Below are 16,860 nucleotides of genomic sequence, written 5' to 3'. Positions count from 1 at the left end.
GCCTCAGGCGGACGGAGAACGCGGGAACGCCTCGCCTCAGGCGGACGGTGACGGGGCGTCCGTGGCGACGAGTTCGACCTCGAAGCCGTCGTCGTTCTCCAGGTAGGCCGCGTAGTGCTGCTCACCGCCCGCGTACGGGTGGCGGTCCGCGAACATCAGGTGCCAGCCGTGACGCGTCGCCTCGGCGGTCAGCGCGTCGACCCTGTCCCTGCCCTCGACGTGGAAGGCGAGGTGGTTCAGTCCCGGGCGGCGGCGGTCGTGCCGGTCCGAGGTGAGGGCCGGGGACTCCTCGACGACCAGGTAGGTCGACCCCAGGAGCCAGCTGCGGCCGCCGGTCCACCGCTGGTGGGGCGTGTAGCCCATCGACTCCAGCAGGTGGCCGATGCTCGCCGCGGCGCGGCCGAGGTCGGGGACCCAGAGCTCGACGTGGTGCAGCGTTCCGGTCGTCCCGGGCGCGCTCATGCCGGCACCCGCCCCTGGGAGGGCGATGTGCCCGGCGGCTTCGGCGAGTTCGGGGCGCCCGGTGGGTTCACCGGGGCCGATGGGTTCAGCAGGGCCAGTGGGGTCACCGGGGCCGATGGGTTCAGCGGGGCCGTCGGGGCCGGTGGGAGGGGTGGGCCCGGTGGGGTCGGCGTGCCCGCCGGTCTTGTCGATCTTCACACCGCAGGCTCTCATGACACCGCGGACCCTCGTGGAGGGCGTACCCGTCCCGGGGACGCCGGCCGCCCGTCCGGCGTCCCCGGGGCGGGCCGGCGGAGGAGGGCCGGGGTGCGGCCGCGGGCCGGCCGCGCCCCGGACGCGCGGGTGCGTCAGTGGCTCAGGTCGCGGAACCGCTTCACCGCCAGCGGGAAGAAGACCGCGATCAGGACCACCGGCCAGGCCACCGCGAGGAGCTCCGCGTTCTGGGCGGCCCAGGAGTCGCCGTCGGCTCCGGGGTTGCCGAACAGGCCGCGCACCGCGGTGGCCGTCGCCGACATCGGGTTCCACTCCACTACGGCTCCGAGCCACGACGGCATCGACTCGGGCGAGGCGATCGCGTTGGAGAGGAAGCCGACCGGCCAGACGAGGATCTGCACCGCCTGCACCATCTCCGGCTTGCCCGCGACCATCGCCAGGTGGATGCCGATCCAGAGCATCGCGAACCGCAGCAGCAACAGCAGCCCCACCGCGCCCAGGAACGGCACGAAGCCCTCGTGCCAGCGCCAGCCGATCGCGTATCCCACCGCGATCATCACGGCCAGGCCGACCACCGACTGCAGCATGTCCGCGACGCTCCGGCCGACCAGGACCGCGCCGGAGGCCATCGGCATCGAGCGGAACCGGTCGATGACCCCCTTGCCGAGGTCCTGGGTGACCGCGAGCATCGTCGCCTCCAGGCCGAAGGCCATGGTCATGGCGAGCATGCCGGGGACCAGGTAGTCCTTGAAGTCCCCGTCCACGCCCTGTCCGCCGCCGATCAGGTAGCCGAACATCAGCAGCATCATCACGGGGAAGACCAGGCCGACGACGACCTGGACGGGCCGGCGCGCCCAGTGGGCCAGTTCGCGCCTGGTCATCGTCCAGGAGTCGGCGGCCGCCCACCCCAGCTTCGAGCCCGGACCCGGCACCGTGCTCACGCCCTGCACCTCGCCTCCGCCCCGCACGTCGGCCGCGTCCGACGTCCTGCCCATGTCCCGTGTCGTACTCATGCGGCGTCCCCCTTCGTCAGGTGCATGAAGACCTCGTCGAGCGTCGGCCGGCGCACCGCGACGTCCTCCGCCTCGATGCCGGCCGCCCGGAGCGCGCCGACGGTCCGGGTGAGCGCCGCCATCCGGTCGGTGACCGTGGCGCTGACCATCCGTCGGTCCTCGTCCGTCACCGCGGCGCCGGGCAGCAGCGCGGCGGCGCGGGCCAGCTGGGAGGCGTCGCGCAGGACGACGTCGATGCGGTCGCCGCCCGTCCGGGACTTCAGCTGGTCCGCCGTGCCCTCCGCGATGACCTTCCCGTGGTCGATCACGGCGATCCGGTCGGCCAGCTGGTCGGCCTCCTCCAGGTACTGCGTGGTGAGCAGGACGGTCGTGCCGCCGCCGACGAGGGAGCGCACCGCGTTCCACACCTCCGTGCGGCCCCGGGGATCGAGGCCGGTCGTGGGCTCGTCCAGGAAGAGCACCTCCGGTCGCGCGATGAGCGAGGCCGCCAGGTCCAGGCGGCGGCGCATGCCCCCGCTGTACTGCCCGACGGGCTTCCCGCCGGTGTCCTCCAGGCCGAAGCGGGCCAGGAGTTCGTCGGCGCGGGCGCCCGCGCGGCGCGCGCCGAGGTGGTACAGGCGGCCGAACATCTCCAGGTTCTGCCGGCCGCCGAGCTCCTCGTCGACGGCGGCGTTCTGGCCGAGGAGCCCGATCCGCGAGCGCACCTCGCCGGCCCGGGTCATCACGTCGATGCCCGCCACCTCGACGCGCCCCTCCTCGGGGCGCAGCAGTGTGGACATGATGCGCACGGCCGTGGTCTTGCCGGCGCCGTTCGGTCCGAGGATCCCCTGGACGGTCCCGGCCCGGACCGTGAGGTCGAGGCCGTCGAGGGCCTGCTTGGCCCCGTACCTCTTCCGTAGGCCTTCGACGACGATCGCCGCGTCGTGGTCGGACAAAGCACCCTCCCGCACTCACTGGTCAAACTTGACTAGAAACCCAAGGTACGACCCCGACCGGGTCTAGTCAAACTTGATTACGAGCGGTGGGGGCGCCCTCGCCCACCCCTGCTAGTCAAACTTGTAGAGTGGAACCGGTGACATTCGTGACCATCGCCTAGATGAGGAGCTGCGCATGTCAGCGATCCGGCTGCTGATCCTCGGCGCGGTCCGCCAGCACGGACGGGCCCACGGCTACCAGGTGCGCAACGACCTGGAGTACTGGGGGGCGCACGAGTGGTCCAACGCCAAGCCGGGCTCGATCTACCACGCGCTCAAGCAGATGGCGAAGCAGGGACTGCTCGTCGCCCACGAGGTCGCGCCGAGCACGGTCGGCGGCCCGCCCCGCGTCGAGTACGAGATCAACGAGCAGGGGACCGAGGAGTACTTCGCCCTGCTGCGGGACGCCCTCCGCTCGCACGAGCAGAAGCCCGACGTGCTCTCGGCCGGCATCGGCTTCATGGTGGACCTGCCGCGGGAGGAGGTCGTCGCGCTCCTCGGGAAGCGGATCGCGGGACTCGAACAGTGGCGGACCTCGGTCACCGACTACTACACGCCCGAGGACGGTCCCGAACAGCTCGGCCACATCGGCGAGATCATGAACATGTGGCTCCACTCGGCCGACGCGGGCGCCGCGTGGACGCGGGGCCTCGTCGAGCGCATCGAGGGCGGCGCGTACACCTTCGCGGACGAGGGCGATCCCTTCGTCGGCGTGCTCGCGGACGACGAGGAGAACCCCTACGCCACGGGGCCGCACCCCGGGGACGACCGCTAGACGGGACGACCGCTGGCCCGACGCCGAGGACGGTCGGCGGACGGCGGACGGCGGACGGCAGCCCGGGGACGGCCACGGGACTGTGAGCCGAGGACCGCCACGGGCCCGCGGCCCGAGGACGGCCGGGGGACCGCACACCGCGCGCACCGCTCCCCCGCCCCGGCCCCTGCGCCCCGGCCCTCGCCCGCCGCACGCCCCCGTGGCCGACGCGTTGTCAGTGGCGCCGCATAGTGTCCTCCGCATACCGCAGTTCGGGGCGATCCGCCCCTGTTCGAGGCTGCGTGGACGAGTGACGTACCGGTGGAGGGGCGCGGCTGATGGCGTGGGTGGATGCGGGTGAGGGGTACGAGGTCACCCTCGACGAGGGCGGGCGCGTGGCCGCGCGCCGGTCGGGGGGACGGCAGTTGAAGACGCTGCCGAAGGCGCTCCGGGACGATCCGGGGGTCGACCGGCTGCGGCGTCTCTCCGAGTGGCTGGACCGGCACGCGGACGCGTGCGTCGCGCAGGTCGACGCCTGGATGGTGTCCTCGCTGCCGGTGCCGACCGCGCTGATCGCGAAGGTGTGGCCGGACGAGGCCTGGCGGTCCGCGCTCCGCGACATGGCCGTCGTCGGGGACGACCCGGACGAGGTCGGCTTCCTGAGGGACGTGTCGGAGGACGGCGGCCTGAAGGTCGTCGACCTCGACGGCGAGACGGTGCGGCTGGCGCCGCGCACGGTCACCCTGCCGCACCCGGTGCTCCTCCCCGACCTCGACGACGTGCGGGAGTTCGCCGCCGAACTGGGCATCACCCAGCGCGTGGAGCAGATCCACCGCGCCACCTGGGCGCGCCCGGAGACGCACGCGGCGAACGCGACCGAGGTGCGGGACTACGCGGGCGGCAAGTTCGCCTCCCGCTTCGGGCTCGCCGCGCGGGCCACCGGGCTCGGCTACCGGGTCTCCGGCGGCTACGCCACCTGCAAGGTCCGCGACGGCGGCCGGGACACCGAGGCGTCGGTGTGGATCGGCGAGCCGTACTGGGACGGGGAGTCGGAGACCGGCGGGCTCAGCTGGCACGACGAGGAGGGCCGCGCGGTGCGGCTCGACGGGGTCGGGCCGGTCGCCTGGTCCGAGGGAATGCGCATGGCCGCCGCGCTCTACGCCGGCCGCACGATCGAAGAGGGTGGGAACGCGTGACCGGCACGACCTCGACGCACGACACGGAGCTGCTCGCCGCCGGAGCCGTGCTCCCGGCCGACACCGTGGGGGCCGGGCCCGCCGCGGTGGAGCTGACCGCACGCGCCTACCGCCACCCCGTGCTCGGCGAGGACCGGGTCGTGGTGCGGCTCGCCGCCGCCGAGCTCGGCGCCGCCGAGGACCTGGCCGCGGGCTTCCTCGGCCTCGAACCCGCCGCCGAGCCGGCCGTGGTCGGCCTGGGCCGGCGTCAGGAGCTCGGCTTCCCCGAGTGGGTGCTCGTGCACCACCCGGAGGACGGGCACCACGCGCTCGCCGTCGTGCCCGAGCTGGACCGGCTCGCGCGCCAGGCGAAGAGCAAGCCGAAGGCGGCGCTCGACGCCTGCCTCGAACTCGCCGGCCGGCTCGCGGCCTCCGTCCCCCACTTCCTGCCCGTCTTCTACGAGCAGGCCGCGCGGGTCTTCCTCGCCGTCGAGAACACCACCTACGCGGGCCAGCTGTTCGGCCGCGCCCGCACCAGCGAGGCGCAGCACGGGCTGCTCGTCGACGAGGACCGGCTCGACGCCGTCTTCCTGGAGTTCGCGCTCGCCGGCGCGCTGCCGGTGAAGGTGCTCTCCGGGTACGGCAAGGAGCTGTCGGCGCGCCTCGCGCCGCAGGAGGCGTACGAGCGGTTCCGCCGCCTGTGCGTGCGCCGCACCGCCGGCGGGCTCGCCCCGTCCGCGCAGGCCGCCACGGAACTGCGGCGTCTCGCCCGGGCGGCGGGCCTGCCCACCGCCGAGGCCGAGCAGGACCACCTGGCGGAGCTGCTGCCGCTGCCGGCCACCCTCCGGGCGGCGACGGGCTGGTGGAAGGCGCAGCGCGGTGCGCTCGTCGCGCTGGCCCGCCGCGTGCCGGAGGTCCGCGGCACCCTGCTGACCCTCACCCCCACGTCGGACGACGGGGAGCTCAGCACGCTGTGGCTGGAGCTCCTGGCGGAGTCCGGCGCCGACGCGGGGCTCTGCGACGCGGGGCTGCCCGCCGAGGAGCAGTGCGCCGACGGCGCCGCCGGCTGGCTGGAGCGCTTCCACACGGCCCGGCACCGCGGCTGGGGCCGGCGGACCACCCCGGCGGCGCTGCTGGAGCTGGTGGAGCGCGCGGCGGGGCGGATGCGGGCCGATCTCGCGGCCCGGCCCGAGGGCCGCCGCGAGCTGCGGATCGGCGTCGAGGACGTCAACCTGCTGGATCTGCTGCTCGCCCTGGACGTCCCCGTCGTCGCGCCGGAGGAGGACGACCGGCGTCACGGCACCGCGCTGGACCTGACGGAATGGCACCAGTCCGACCGGCCCCGGGACCTGGCCGCGCTCGCCGCCGACCCGCGCTTCCACCGCGCCTTCGACCGGGGCGCGGACGCGTTCAACGGCAGCGGCCACAGCGAGGAGGTCCTGCGCCGGCTGGCCGCGTCGGCCGGCGGGCGGGTGCTGCTCGCCCGCTGGACCCGGAAGGTCGCCCGGAAGTCCGTGGCGGCCGGGCTCCCCGCCGTGCCGCGCGCCCTGTCCACGCTGTCGTGGCTGCCGTCCGAGGCGCTGGCGCTGGCGCCGGAGGACGTGGCCGCCGCCGCGGCCGCCGACCTCGGCGAGACGCTGGCGCGCACGCTGCGCGGCGGTCTGTGGGAGGAGTTCCACTGGCCGGAGTGGGAGCGGACGGTGACGGAGCTGACGCCGGGCGGGGCCGACCCGTCGGCGCTGACCGTGGTGGAGGCGTGGCCGCACCTGATCGTGGCCAACGCCTCCCAGGTCCGGGTGATCGACGCCGACTCCACCGTGCTCGTCCACGACCTGCGCATCCCGTCCTCCGTCGCGTCCTCGGTCCGCAGCCAGGGCTTCCACTACGTGGACGGCGCGCTGCTCGTGTTCTGGAGCGTCTACGCCCACGGCCGGGTGCAGGGGTACTGGCACACGGCGCCCGACCGGCTGATCACCTTCGACGACAACGTCGACCGCTGGTCGCTGCGGTCCGAGCAGATCAGCCTGCCGCTGCCCGGCGGCGGCCGCACCACCGGCCGCGGCGTCCTGCACGCCGGGGACACCCGGCTCCCGGCCGAGGTCCCCGTGATCTCCGACGGCACCTCCTACTGGGTGTTCGACAACGGCACCGGCGGCGACGACAGCGGCTGGACCGAGTACGACCCCGCCGAGGGCACCTACGGGCGGCGCTCGCAGCCCGGCTTCCTGGCCGACGCGCTGCGGCCGCACGCCCAGGGCGCCAAGCTCGGCACGTTCTCCTCCTGGCTGCGGCCCGCCCCGGCCGTCGAGGGCTCCGTCCTCGGCGCGCCCGTCGGCGGACTGCTCGGCTGGCGCGTGGTGCGGCTGCCGGAGAACGGCTGGCACGCGGACGACCTCGCCGGGCGCGAGGTCGTCCTGCCCGAGGGGGCCGACATGCCGCTCGCGGCGCTGACGTTCCCCGGCGACGACCGGCCGCGCGCGCTGTCCCGCGCGTGGCGGACGCTGTCGCTCACCGACCCGGACGGCGTCGTCACGGCGACGACCGACAGCGGCCGGGGCGAGCTGTTCCGGACGGCGACGTCGGCGCTCCCGCCGCTCCCCTTCCTGTACGCGCTCCGCACCCGGGATCCGCGCGGGTCGGCCGCGCTGCGCGGCGCCGACGCGGAGACCGCCGGCGCCCTCCTGAAGGCGGCCGTCGCGGCGGAGCGCGTCGAGGACGTGACGGCCCTCGTGACCACCACGTTCCCGGAGCTCGCCACACCCGAACTCGTCGCCGGCGTGGTCAAGGTGGTGCGCTTCGCCGTCCGGCAGCAGAAGGCCCTGCACGCGGTCGCCGCCCGTCTCGACCCGGTGGCCGAGCCCGTCGTGTCGCGGGTCGAGGGTCCGGCCGACCATCTCCTGGCCCAGGCCCTCAACGGCGTCATCACCTCCAACTACTACCGGCGGGGCCCCGGCTCGGACGTCGCCCACCTCTTCCTGGAGACGCTCGCCGCGGCGGCCTGCGACGCCGACGCGGTGGCCGTGCCCGGCCGTCTCCACTTCGACGTGCCGGCGCTCCCCTGGTCCGGACTGCCCTTCACCCCGCTCCTCGACCGGCCCGCCGTGCTCGCCTACCGGGCCGTCGCGCCCGGCACCGACGCGGAGCGGCGGGACGCGCTGCTGGGGATGCTCGGCCGGGCCGACTCCCTCGGCCTGCTGTCCGCGGCCGGTTCCGCCGACCGCTGGCGGCGGGTCCTGCTGCACCTGGCCGAGCCGCACCTGACCGCCGCCGACGGCCAGGGCCGGAACGTGTCGCACCGCGGCGTCCTCCCGCTCGGCGGCGGGGCGTTCCTCGGCTTCACCGAGCACAGCGACGGCGTCCCCGACGGGCGGGAGTTCGGCGCCCTCCTGTACGACCCGAGCGGCCGGTTCGAGGTCCCGGGGCCGTACGCGGTGCGCGCCGGCGCGCCCGTCGGCGACCGCGTGCGCGGGCCCGGATGGGCGGCCGCCTTCCTGGAGGAGGCGCGGGCACGGGGCGCGGCGCCGTTCGTGCCCGCGGCGGTGGAGGAGTTCGGCCGGCTCACCGGCGCCTCCCGGGCGCTCGCCGGGCTCGTCGTGATCGGCATGGCCGGGATCAGCCGCCACGAGAACAACTTCCTGCCCGCCGAGCTCCGCAAGACCCTCGGCCTGAAGGTCGCCGAGGCCGGTCACGCCCGGGACGAGCTGCGGGCACTGCCGGTCGAGGTCCGCCAGGAGGTCGTCGCGGCGCTGCTGCCCGACGAGCCGGCCCGGCTGTGGACCGACGGCCCGGACGTCGCGGCGGCGGCCGAGGTGTGGAACGCGCGCGTCGGCCGCCGCGCCCAGGTCCCCGACTGGCTGACCGCCGAGGCCGCGCGGGCGGTACGCGGCGGCTGGCCGGTCCCGAGGGCGCTGCCCGCGCTGCTCGACCCGGCGGGCTCCCCCGAGCTCGGCACGGACGTGGCGTGGCGGATCCACCACGACCGGCCGGAGCCGGTGGCCCCCGCCGAGGCGCCGTTCACCGGGGCCGTACTGACGGGCGCCATGGGCCTGATGGCCTGGATGGCGCACCGGCTCCCGGCGGGCGATCCGCTGCGGGCTGTGCTGCCGGGCGCGCTGACGGCCGTGCGGCAGCGGCTGGCCTCGCCGGACCTGCTCGTCGCCGTCGGGCACTACACGAGCCTCTCGGACTTCCGGAAGGTGGCCGGGGCGCCGACGGAGACGGCACCGGACCACGAGCGGTACGGGGCCGTGCTGATGGCCACGCACGACGGGCAGCCGCTGCCCGCGCTGCGGACCTCGCTGCTCGACTCCACCGGCTCGGACCCCTACCTGGTGGCGCTGCGCGGGCCGGACCAGGAGCCGACGTCCGTCGAGGCGGCGCTGCGCCGCTGCCACGACCCGGCGTTCGCGCGGCTGCTGGCCGACCCCGGCACTCCCCTGGCGGGCGGGACGGCCGAGGACGGCACCTGGTGGCCGCAGGACCCGACGCGCTCGGTGCCGGCGCTCGTGGCCGAGGCCGCGGAGGCGCACGGCCTCGGGGCCGACGCGGCGACGCTGTACCTGATGCTGCTGGCCCTGCCCGACCCGACGGACCGCAACACGGCCCGGTGGACGGGGTGGAAGCCGGCCCGTCTGAAGGCGGCCCGTGCGGAACTCGCGGCCACCGACCTGGTGGTGTCCGCCGTCCGGGCCCGCGCGGGACGCTCGCTGTTCCTGCCGGGCGCCTGGGTGGAACAGCCGGCCCCCGCGCTCCCCGTCGAGCACTGGAAGCTGTCGCTCTTCGGCGTGCCGGCGGGCGGCCGGCCCGTGCTCGGGCAGCTGGTGCCGGCGGAGCCGGTCGCCGAGCTGTACGCCCGGGCATGGCGCCGGATCACCGACGGCGACCTGCCGCGCTTCGAGGAACTGCAGGTGAAGCGCACCCGCCGGCGCCGCTGACCGGCCACCGGCCCGGCGTGCCGGACCCGGCCCCCGCCTCCTCACGGGGCGGGGGCCGGGTCCGGCACCTGGCGGGTGGACCGGGTCCGGCACCTGGCGGGTGGACCGGGTCCGGCGCTGGGGGGAGGGGGAGGTCCGCGGGACGGGTGAGGCAAGTGAGGCGGGTGAGACAGACGGTGGTCACCACCGCCCGTCCCGCCCACCCGACCGCCCGACCGCCCGACCGCACCTGCCCTCCCCGCACCGTCGCCCCCCGTGCCGTCGTCCTCCCCTGTCGTCCCGCCCGCCTTCCCCCGCTCCGTCGTCCCGCCCCGCCCTCCCCCGCCCCGTCCTCCCCTCTCCGTCGTCCCCGCCCCTCCGCAGCACCCTCCCGAAGGAACCGCGCATGACCGTCACCGAACACCCCGCCCCCGCCCGGCAGGTCCGGCCCGCAGAGGAGCGCCACGCCGCCGAGCTCGCCTTCCTCGCCGCGCAGGACCCGGGTCCGCGTCCGCCCGGCTGGGCGCTCACCCCGCGCGCCGTCGTCACCTTCGTCTGCGGCAGCGCGGGCGTCGAGCTCGCGCTGTCGGAGAAGCGCGAGGGCCTCCCGGCGAAGCTGGCGATCGGCCCGAAGTTCGTGGGCGAGCGGGCGCTCGTCGAACGCTGCGTCGTCACGCTGGCCGGTGAGCGCGGCCTGCTCCTGACCGGCGAGCCCGGCACGGCCAAGTCGATGCTCTCCGAACTGCTCGCCGCCGCCGTGTGCGGCACCAGCTCCCTGACCGTCCAGGGCACCGCCGGCACCACCGAGGACGCCTTCCGGTACGGGTGGAACTACGCCCTCCTGCTCGCCCAGGGCCCCACCCCGCAGGCCCTGGTCGACTCGCCCGTGCTGTCGGCCATGCGCACCGGCCGGGTGGTGCGCGTCGAGGAGATCACCCGCTGCCTGCCCGAGGTCCAGGACGCCCTGGTGTCCCTCCTGTCCGACCGGCGCGTCACCGTCCCCGAACTGGCCGCGACCGAGGACGCCGTGGTGAGCGCCGCTCCGGGCTTCACCGTGATCGCGACGGCCAACCTCCGGGACCGGGGCGTCTCCGAGATGTCGGCCGCGCTCAAGCGCCGCTTCAACTTCGAGACCGTGGAGCCGATCGCCGACGCCGACGCCGAGGCGACCCTGATCCGGCGCCAGGCCGTCGCGGCGGTGCGGCGCGCGGGGGCCGACTTCGGCGTCGACGACGCCGTCCTCGACGCCCTCGTGACGGTCTTCCGCGATCTGCGGTCGGGCCGGTCCACGGAGGGCTGGGACGTGGAGCGGCCCGGCACCGTCATGTCCACCGCCGAGGCGGTGCAGGTGGCGGCCTCGCTGGGCCTGTCGGCCGCCTACCTGCCGGGCGGGGACGTCCTCGACCTGCTCCCGGGCCACCTCCTGGGCGTCGTCCGCAAGGACGACCCCGCCGACCACGCCCGGCTGCTCGGCTACTGGGACGGGCCGGTCCGCCGCCGCGCGGAGACCGGTTCGGCCATGTGGCGCCGGCTCTGGGACCTTCGCGGGAGCCTGCGTTGACCATCCCCGACCCCAGGACGGCCGTCGACGCGCTGGCCGCGTCGCGCACCCCGTACCTGCTGGGCGTGCGCCACCACAGCCCGGCGCTCGCCGCCGTGGTGCCCGCCCTCCTGGACGCGGCGGACCCCGAGGTGGTCTGCGTGGAGCTGCCCGCGGACTTCCGGCCGTGGCTGGAGCACCTCGCCGACCCCGAGACGGTCGCGCCGGTGGCGCTCGCCGGGACGGGCGAGGGCGGACGCCTGTCGTTCTACCCGTTCGCGGACTTCTCGCCGGAGCTCGCGGCGGTGCGGTGGGCCAGGGCCAGGGGCGCGGAGGTCGTCTGCTGCGACCTGCCCCTCGGCGACCCCGGCTGGTCCGCGGAGACGGACCCCACCGGGCCCGCCGCGCCCGGACGGCGCCTCTTCGCGGACGCGCTGACCGCCGCCGGCACCGGCCGGGACGGCGACGACCTGTGGGACCGCGCCGTCGAGGTGCTCGCCCCCGGGTGCGCGCCCGAGGCGGTGCGCCGGGCGGCGCTCGGCGTCGGCTGGGCCCTGCGCGCCGACGCCGTGGTGCCCGCCACCGACCTGGCGCGCGAGGCCCGGATGCGCCGGGTCATCGCCCGCGCCGGGGCGGACGGCCGACGCGTCGCCGCCGTGATCGGCGCCTTCCACGCCCCCGCGCTGATGACGCCGTCGGACGGCACGGAGAACGGCGGTGCGGAGAGGGACGACACGGAGAAGGACGGAGCCGCCCGGGGCGACGGCGGGGACACGGCCCTCGGAGCGGGCGCGTCCCCCGCGGGGGACGCGCCGCTCGTGGAGGACGCGCCGACCGGAGGGGCCGTCACCTCCTTCGTCCCGTACTCCTTCGACCTGCTGGACTCCCGCTCGGGCTACCCGGCGGGCATCCGGGACCCGCGCTGGCAGCAGTCCGTGTTCGAGGCGGGCGGCTCCCCGGAGCGGCTGCGGGAGGCCGCCGCCGCGGCGCTGACGGCGCTGTGCCGGGAGCTGCGGCGCGCCGGGCACACCGCGGGGACGGGCGAGGCCACCGAGGCGCTGCGGCTCGCCTGCGACCTGGCCGCGCTGCGCGGACTGCCCGCTCCCGGCCGCAGCGAGCTGCTGGAGGCGGTCACCACGGTGCTCGGGCAGGGCGAGCCCCTCGGCCGGGGCCGGGCCCTGGCCCGCGCCCTGGAGGCCGTGTTCGTCGGTACGGTACGGGGCCGGCTCACCCCGCACGCGCCCCGGTCGGGCCTCGGCCCCTCCGTCGAGGAGGAGCTGGCGGAGCTCAAGCTGCCCCGCCCCGACGAGCCCGCGCCGCGCGAGGTGCGGCTCGACCCGCTGCGGTCGCGCCTCGACGGACGCCGCGAGGTGCTGCTCCAGCGGCTGCTGGTCATCGGCGCCTCGTACGGGGAGCCGGTCGCCGTCGCGTCGACCGGGGACGGTACGGCGCTGGGCACCAAGTGGCGTCTGACGTGGACGCCTTCGGTGCCCGCGCGGCTCGACCTGGCCGGGGTCCGCGGCGTGACGGCCGCGCAGGCGGCGGCGGGGACGCTGGCCGAGACCGCGCGGCGCGAGGCGGCGGACGGCGGTCCGACCCCGGAACAGGTCCTCGCCGGACTCGCCGCCGCCGCCCGCTGCGACCTGCCCGAGCTGGTCGGGGACCGGCTGCGGGAGGCGTCGGCGGTCCTCCCCGAGACCGCCGGCCTGCCCGGACTCCTCGACGCCCTGGACCTGCTGGAGGGCCTCCGTCGCGGGCACCACCCGGGCACCACCCCGGAGGCGCGCGACGCGGCGGCCGCGCTGGCCGGCGAACTCCTGGAGGCGGCCGTGCGCGCGCTGCCCGGTCTCGCGGGCAGCGACACCCCCGCGGACGCGGCGGCCCTCGTCGCGCTCGCCGAGCGGACGGCCGCGCGGCAGCTGGGTCTCCGGATGGACCGGGCGCTGGCCGGACTCGCCTCGGACGGTGCCCCCCTCGTCCAGGGCGCGGCCCTCGCGGTCCGCGTCCTGCTGGACCTCGACCCGGCCGCCGGTCTCGGCGAGCGGGCGGCGGGATGGATCGACGGCGCGACGGGCCCCGAGGCGCGCCGCGCGCTCGCGAAGCGGATGGCCGGTCTGCTCACCGCCGCCGGGCCGTTGCTCCAGGTGTCCCCGGACGCCCTGGCGCCGCTCCTGGAACGGATCGACACGCTGACCGACCAGGACTTCCTGGACCGCCTGCCGGCCCTGAGGGGCGGCTTCGACACGCTGTCGCCAGCCGCGCGCGACCGCCTGCTCCACGCGGTCGGCGAGCGGCTCGGCGACCGCCTCGACCTCGCCCTGGACGCCCCGCCCGAGCTCCTCGCCCTGTGGGCGGCGGCGGACGCGGCGGGCCTGGCGGCCCTGAAGGCGCTCGCGCTCCCCGGAGCGGAGCCCGCCCCCGTACCGACCGACGCGGCTCCCCGCGTACCGGCGGACGGCGGGCCCCCCTGCGTACCGGCGGACGGCGAGGCTCCTCCCGCGCCGTCGGCGGACGGCGCCTCCCCCGTCCCGACGGACACCGGAACCACCGCGCCGACCGCCACCGGTGCTCCGGACGCCCCGTCCCTGCACCCGGTCACGCCCCCGCCACCCGCCCCGTCCCCGTCCTCGGCGCCGGAGCAGAGGATCGGGGCCACCGACCGGTGGCGACTGCTCCTCGGCCGGCACAAGGACCGGCTGGACGGCCGGGCCCTTCGCTACGCCCACGCGCTGGACGAGCTGTACGGCCACGGCCGCGGCGAGGGTTCCGACGGGCTCGACGGCGGGGCGATGGGGCGGGGCGGACCGGGCGGGCAGGAGGCCTCGTTCCCGACCGCCCGCGAGTGGGCGGACGAGCTGGAGGCCCTGTTCGGGACCGGAGTCCGCGAGGAGGTCCTCGCGGACGCCGCCGAGGCGGGCCGCACCGACGTGCTGACACAGCTGGACCCGGCCACCGTCCGTCCGTCGGTGGAGCTGCTGTCGTCGGTCCTGTCGCTGGCCGGCGGCATGCCCGAGGCCCGGCTCGCGCGCCTGCGCCCGCTGGTGAAGCGGCTCGTCGACGAGTTGTCGAAGGAGCTGGCGACCAAGGTGCGCCCCGCGTTGTCCGGGCTGTCGTCGCCCCGGCCCACCCGGCGCCCCGGCGGCCGCCTCGACCTCGCCCGTACCCTGCGGGCCAATCTGGCGCACACCCGGCGGCTCGACGACGGACGGGTGGTCGTCGTCCCGGAGCGGCCGGTCTTCGGCACCCGCGCGGGCAAGGAGGCGGACTGGCGGCTGATCCTCGTGGTCGACGTCTCCGGTTCGATGGAGGCGTCCGTCGTCTGGTCCGCCCTGACGGCGGCGGTGCTCGGCGGCGTACCGACGCTCTCCACCCACTTCCTGGCCTTCTCCACGCAGGTGGTGGACCTCACCGACCGCGTCGAGGATCCGCTCTCCCTCCTCCTGGAGGTGCGCGTCGGAGGCGGCACCCACATCGCCGCCGGCCTCGCCCACGCCCGGACGCTCGTCACCGTGCCCAGCCGCACCCTCGTCGTCGTGGTCAGCGACTTCGAGGAGGGCGCGCCGCTCTCCGGACTCCTCGGTGAGGTCCGGTCGCTGGCGTCCTCCGGGGTGCACCTGCTGGGATGCGCCGCCCTCGACGACGCGGGAGCGCCCCGCTACTCGGTGCCGGTGGCGCGCCGACTCGTCGCCGCCGGGATGCCGGTGGCCGCCCTCAGCCCGCTCGCCCTCGCCCGCTGGGTCGGCGACCGCCTCCGTGGAGAAGCCCGTTGAGCACCGAACTCCTGCCGCCCGTCGCCCCCGAGGTCCTCGCCGAGGCCGTCGAGCAGCTGACCGCCCGGCTGCGCAAGAAGCTCGACGCGGCCGTCGCGGAGTGCGCCGGGCGCGCCGTGGCGGGACCGGACGGCACGGTGGAGGTGCGCTTCGGCGAGGACACCCTGGTCACCCTGCGCCCGGGCCCGTCGGGGGCGGTGACCGCACCCGGCCAGGCGCTCTGCAGCTGCCTCCTGGCGCCTCGCTGCCTGCACCGCGCGGCCGTCCTCGGCGCGGCGCCCCTGGCGGACGGGGACGCGCCGGCCCCGGACGGGCCCGGGCCGGAGGGCGGGCACCCCGAGCCGTCGGCCGGGACCGACGCCCCCGACCCGGCAGGGCCGGGACGCCGGCCGGGGCCGGAAGGCGAACCGGACCGGGAACGGGGACCGCGGGTTCCGCCCCGCGCCCGGCCGGACTCCGGACCGGCCGACGGCCTCACGCCCGCGCTCACGCCCTCCCTCACCTCCGCCCAGACCGACGCGGCGACGGCCCTGTGGGGGGCCGCGGCCGAGGCGCTGGCCGCGGGCGTCACCGCCGGCGGGACGGTCGTCCAGGCCGAGTTGCTGCGCGCCGCGCACACGGCGCGGCTCGCCGGGCTCCCCCGCGCGGAGGCCGCCGCGCTCAGAGTCGTACGGGGACTGCGCACCGCGCGCGAGCAGGACCGGGGGCAGCGGCTCTCCGACCTGACGGCCGCCTTCCGGGAGCTGCTCGCGGGGGCCGCCGTGCTCGCGTCGGGCACGGCGGGGCCGGAGGCGGTGGGGTCGGTGCGGCGCGCCTACGGGCAGGGCGGCAGCCTCCGCGTGCTCGGACTGTGCCGGGAGCCGGTGCTCTCCGCGACCGGGTACGGCGGGGTGACGACCCATCTGCTCGGTCCCGACGGGGCGTTCCACACCGTCTCCGACGTGCGGCCGGGCGGCGTGTCGCGGGCCAAGGGGGCGGGCACGGCGTCGGTCGCGCTCGGCGGCGGCGTGCTCGACCACGCCGGGCTGGCGCGCGGGGGCCTGCTGATCGCGGGGGCGACCGTCTCGGCCGACGGGCGGCTCGGTGCGGGCCGGAGCGTGCGGGCCACTCCGGTGCGGGGTGCGGAGTGGTCGCAGGAACCGGTCGCCGCGCTCTTCGCCCGGCCGGTACGGGAGGCGGTGACGGCCGCGCTCGACGCGGCCGCGGAGGGGCGGGGCGACGCGGGGACGGTGCTGCTCGGGTGCGACGTGGAGGTCCTCGGCGCCGCCGACGACCACCTGGTGGCCCGGGTCCTGGACGGCGGGCCGGTGATCCGGCTGCGTATGGCGCATCCCCACCCGGAGCTGCCGCACGCCGCCAACCTGCGCCGGATCGGCGGCTTCCCCGGACTCGCCCTGCGGGTCCTGGGCCGTCCCGATCCGGACCGCGCGGCGACGCTCCGCCCCCTGGCGGTGGGTCCGGTCCCCGGCGCGTCGCACTCGCTGCGGCTCCCGGAGGAGTGGCGGGGCCGCGCGGACCTGGGCTACGACCGGCTCCAGGGAGACCACTTCCCGCGCCCGGAGCGGTCGTCCGCCGGCGTCCCGGTGACGGCCGGTCCGGACCCGCTGGCCGACGCCCCGCTGTGGCGGGTCCGGCGGCTGCTGGAGTCCGGTGTCGCGGGCGGCCGTCGCGCGGTGGCGGAGGCGGCGCGGGGGGCGGACCGGGCGGCACTCGCGGTGCCGCTGCGCCGGGCGGGCCTCACCGGGGCCGCCGAGCTCGCGGAGCACCTCGCCGCCGAGGCGGACCGCAGGCCCCGTGACTCCTTCGGCCGGCTGAAGGACGCCTCCTCCGACGCGTACGCCCGCGCGTGGCTGGCGTCGGCGCTCCACCTGGACGCCGCCGAACGCTCCCTGGTGACGGCCTCCTGGTCCTGAACGCCCCGCCCCGCCGGGCGCGGAGCCGCCACCACCGGAAGAGACCCGGCGGCTCCGCGCCCGCGTCCGCGCCGGGACGCGACGGAGGCCGCTCCCACCGGGCTCGGTCCCTTGCGGCCGGGCTCCTCCCCTG

At 77.0% G+C, this 16,860-nt stretch carries 9 protein-coding genes; 6 read left to right on the top strand and 3 right to left on the bottom strand.

Features of this window, described 5'->3' with window-relative positions:
• Positions 1 to 36: 36 nt before the first annotated feature.
• The 3 genes from IE287_RS23370 to IE287_RS23360 form a co-directional block, all read right to left on the bottom strand.
• Positions 37 to 462, bottom strand: coding sequence for a VOC family protein (locus IE287_RS23370; protein ID WP_189851132.1), 426 nt, complete (start codon positions 460 to 462; stop codon positions 37 to 39).
• A gap of 347 nt (positions 463 to 809) precedes the next feature.
• On the bottom strand, positions 810 to 1,670 hold the full coding sequence (locus IE287_RS23365) for an ABC transporter permease (protein WP_229883670.1): 861 nt from the start codon (positions 1,668 to 1,670) through the stop codon (positions 810 to 812).
• A gap of 14 nt (positions 1,671 to 1,684) precedes the next feature.
• Entirely contained in the window at positions 1,685 to 2,623 is a 939-nt protein-coding gene (locus IE287_RS23360; RefSeq protein WP_189851104.1) for an ATP-binding cassette domain-containing protein, read from the bottom strand.
• Between the two features lie 175 nt (positions 2,624 to 2,798).
• On the opposite strand from IE287_RS23360, the gene IE287_RS23355 reads away from it, so the two are divergent.
• The 6 genes from IE287_RS23355 (at position 2,799) to IE287_RS23330 (ending at position 16,727) form a co-directional block, all read left to right on the top strand.
• Entirely contained in the window at positions 2,799 to 3,437 is a 639-nt protein-coding gene (locus IE287_RS23355) for a PadR family transcriptional regulator (RefSeq protein WP_189851103.1), read from the top strand.
• A 317-nt stretch (positions 3,438 to 3,754) separates the two neighbouring features.
• On the top strand, positions 3,755 to 4,612 hold the full coding sequence (locus IE287_RS23350; RefSeq protein WP_189851101.1) for a DUF4132 domain-containing protein: 858 nt from the start codon (positions 3,755 to 3,757) through the stop codon (positions 4,610 to 4,612).
• Positions 4,609 to 9,525: a DNA-binding protein gene (locus tag IE287_RS23345; protein WP_189851100.1), complete on the top strand. Its 4,917-nt coding sequence runs from the start codon at positions 4,609 to 4,611 to the stop codon at positions 9,523 to 9,525. Before IE287_RS23350 ends, IE287_RS23345 begins: the two co-directional genes overlap by 4 nt.
• Positions 9,526 to 9,910: 385 nt before the next feature.
• Positions 9,911 to 11,065 carry an ATP-binding protein gene (locus tag IE287_RS23340; RefSeq protein WP_189851099.1) on the top strand — a complete coding sequence of 385 codons (1,155 nt, stop codon included), beginning with the start codon at positions 9,911 to 9,913 and terminating at the stop codon, positions 11,063 to 11,065.
• Complete coding sequence (locus IE287_RS23335) at positions 11,062 to 14,814, top strand: DUF5682 family protein (protein WP_189851098.1); 3,753 nt, start codon at positions 11,062 to 11,064, stop codon at positions 14,812 to 14,814. The genes IE287_RS23340 and IE287_RS23335 overlap by 4 nt, the downstream gene beginning before the upstream one ends.
• Positions 14,811 to 16,727, top strand: coding sequence for a hypothetical protein (locus IE287_RS23330; protein ID WP_189851097.1), 1,917 nt, complete (start codon positions 14,811 to 14,813; stop codon positions 16,725 to 16,727). The genes IE287_RS23335 and IE287_RS23330 overlap by 4 nt, the downstream gene beginning before the upstream one ends.
• The last annotated feature ends 133 nt before the right edge of the window (positions 16,728 to 16,860 follow it).

This window comes from Streptomyces omiyaensis (assembly GCF_014650895.1).
GTDB classification, from domain to species: domain Bacteria; phylum Actinomycetota; class Actinomycetes; order Streptomycetales; family Streptomycetaceae; genus Streptomyces; species Streptomyces omiyaensis.
The sequence above is the reverse complement of the archived record's forward strand: the minus strand, read 5'-3'. Positions and strand labels throughout refer to the sequence as shown.